General features: G+C 57.7%; 2 protein-coding genes. One reads left to right on the top strand and one right to left on the bottom strand.

All coding sequences use genetic code 11. From position 1 onward, the window contains the following. The first annotated feature begins 99 nt into the window (after nucleotides 1-99). Nucleotides 100-903 carry a hypothetical protein gene (locus NW819_RS06665; protein WP_414413275.1) on the top strand — a complete coding sequence of 268 codons (804 nt, stop codon included), beginning with the start codon at nucleotides 100-102 and terminating at the stop codon, nucleotides 901-903. Nucleotides 904-1,113: 210 nt separating this feature from the next. On the opposite strand, the gene NW819_RS06660 is transcribed toward NW819_RS06665, so the two are convergent. Beyond that, a complete protein-coding gene (locus NW819_RS06660) occupies nucleotides 1,114-1,335 on the bottom strand; it encodes an amidohydrolase family protein (RefSeq protein ID WP_041436618.1) in 222 nt (73 codons plus the stop codon). Between the last annotated feature and the right edge of the window lie 674 nt (nucleotides 1,336-2,009).

Here is a 2,009-nt window from a genome sequence, read left to right as displayed (position 1 = left end):
TTGCCGGTGTTCAGCACTATCCTTGGAGATCCCTGATATCTTGGATCCCTCTGTGTCAAGCTGTCCCAGCCCCCTGTCCTTCCGAGTCGATCCCAATCTATGCAATACGGTTTTCGGGGTTCTAGCCCCTCTGGCGCTCGCAACAGCAACAGTAACCCCAGTGGCTTTCGCTCCCCTGCCGCAATGGAGACGGGGCCAGGGGTGGTGCCGATTCAGGTGTATCAACAAGTGGCCGAAGAGTTGGAGTCTGCCCGTCAGCAGGTAAGCCTGCTTTCCTCGGAAAACCAGCACCTGCGCGCTCTGCATCAGCAGTTGTCTGGAGAGATCGCTGCCATCACCCAAGAGTTCCAGGGGCAATTGGGCCACACCTTGAAGCGCCTGCAGCAAATCAGCCTACGGCTTGCTGACGCAAATGGCCAGGCTGCCCAAGTTGCTGCAGCTTCTGAAGCCTCTTTCCAACAGAACAGCCCGACTGTCAATCCCGGCCAACCGGAAGCCCCTCCCAGCTACGATTTTTTGAATCGCCTCAAGCGCCGACAGGCCCGCAACGAGACCCCCTCCTTCTCATCCAACGGCTTTGCCCCGTCCTCCTTTGATTCCCTTCGCCACCCTTCCACCCACACCTCTGCCGAGCCCTACCCCCGCACTGGCTACCAGGTTCCTTCCCTGGACGAGTTGATGCAGGATAGGGGCGGCCCGGATCCCTATCTCGGCGAGGCAGACTCCTCAGCCTATTCCACCGGCATTTATCAGCGGGTACGGGAGCAACATCACGGATCCCAGGGCTCTGCCGTACTTTGGATGGCCGCTGCAGTCGTCTTAGTCATTGGATCGTTTGGGTTGGGATTTGTAGCCGTACAGCCGTTTTTGCGCAACAACCCACCGCCCGTGCAAGCACCCTGAGAGCTATTCACAGGATGCTCCAAAAGCCCGCTGGCGGGGTTAGGATGCCCCCAATGCGCTCCGCACCACTGACGAATGACCAGGGGTTATATCTGTGATCCAGGCTGTCGCTGCTCCTCTGACGCCTAACACATTCTTCGAGCATATGCCCGACGAGGGCCGCTTTGAGCTGTGCAATAGAGTCACGGTCAAAATGCAGCCCACAGGTTCTCACAAGCAGGTGGCGAGCTTTTTGGCATAGCGGTTAGCGGTGCCCACGCGCAAATCCAGCAAGATCAAATCCGCTTTTTTGCCCACCTCCAAGCTGCCGATTTCCCCTTCCAGACCCAGACAGGCGGCACTGCCTTGTGTAGCCATCCACAAAGCCTGTTGCGCCGGCAGAGCAGCTCCATCCCCCGATCCCAACCGCTGCAGAAACACCGCCAACCGCATCTCCTCGATTCGATTTCTTCAGCCCCCACATGCACACAGTGGGCGGCCAAGGTCTGAGCACTCAGGGATCCCCAGCGTTTCAAACACTGCACCGGGGTCAATCCATAGCGAGCCTGTAGAGTTTCCACTCCCCGGCGAGTTTCCGCCAAGTGGGTATGCGGCCCCACTCCATACCTTTGGGCTAGAGCGGATCCCTGGACAAAACTCTCAGGATGGCCAGAATAAGGAGCATGGAACCTGACCCAGATGTAAATTTGCCCTCCCCGCGTCCATGCCAAACCTGGATCAAAGCCTCCGTGTCCGCCAGGGATTCTCCCACTCCCCTCGGTTCGTCGATCACCTGTGGGCTGAGGATCCCTCGTAACCCCGACTGCAAGCTCACTGCTGCTGCTAGATGTCGATAGATGCCAAGAGTAACTACGAATAGGGATCGTGAAGTTGGATTACATCCCCCCCTCTCCCATGCCGTACACGAAGACCGCTCTGGCAGAACGAGCCAACTGGTGTAGAGCAGGTAACATGGCAAGCTAATGGTCGACAAAACTGTTACCTCACTAGCTTGCCTTCACCCAATGGTGTCAGCTTTCAGGTAGAGAGGCTTGACGGAAGCCAACCCCCCTATTGATTGGGTTCCTCTTGATTGGGTTAGGGTGGTGGGCCTGGCACCGAGCTAG

It is taken from the genome of Synechococcus sp. R8-2 (genome assembly GCF_047461715.1).
Classification (GTDB): domain Bacteria; phylum Cyanobacteriota; class Cyanobacteriia; order Thermostichales; family Thermostichaceae; genus Thermostichus.
This window is presented reverse-complemented; position numbering and strand designations above follow the sequence as displayed.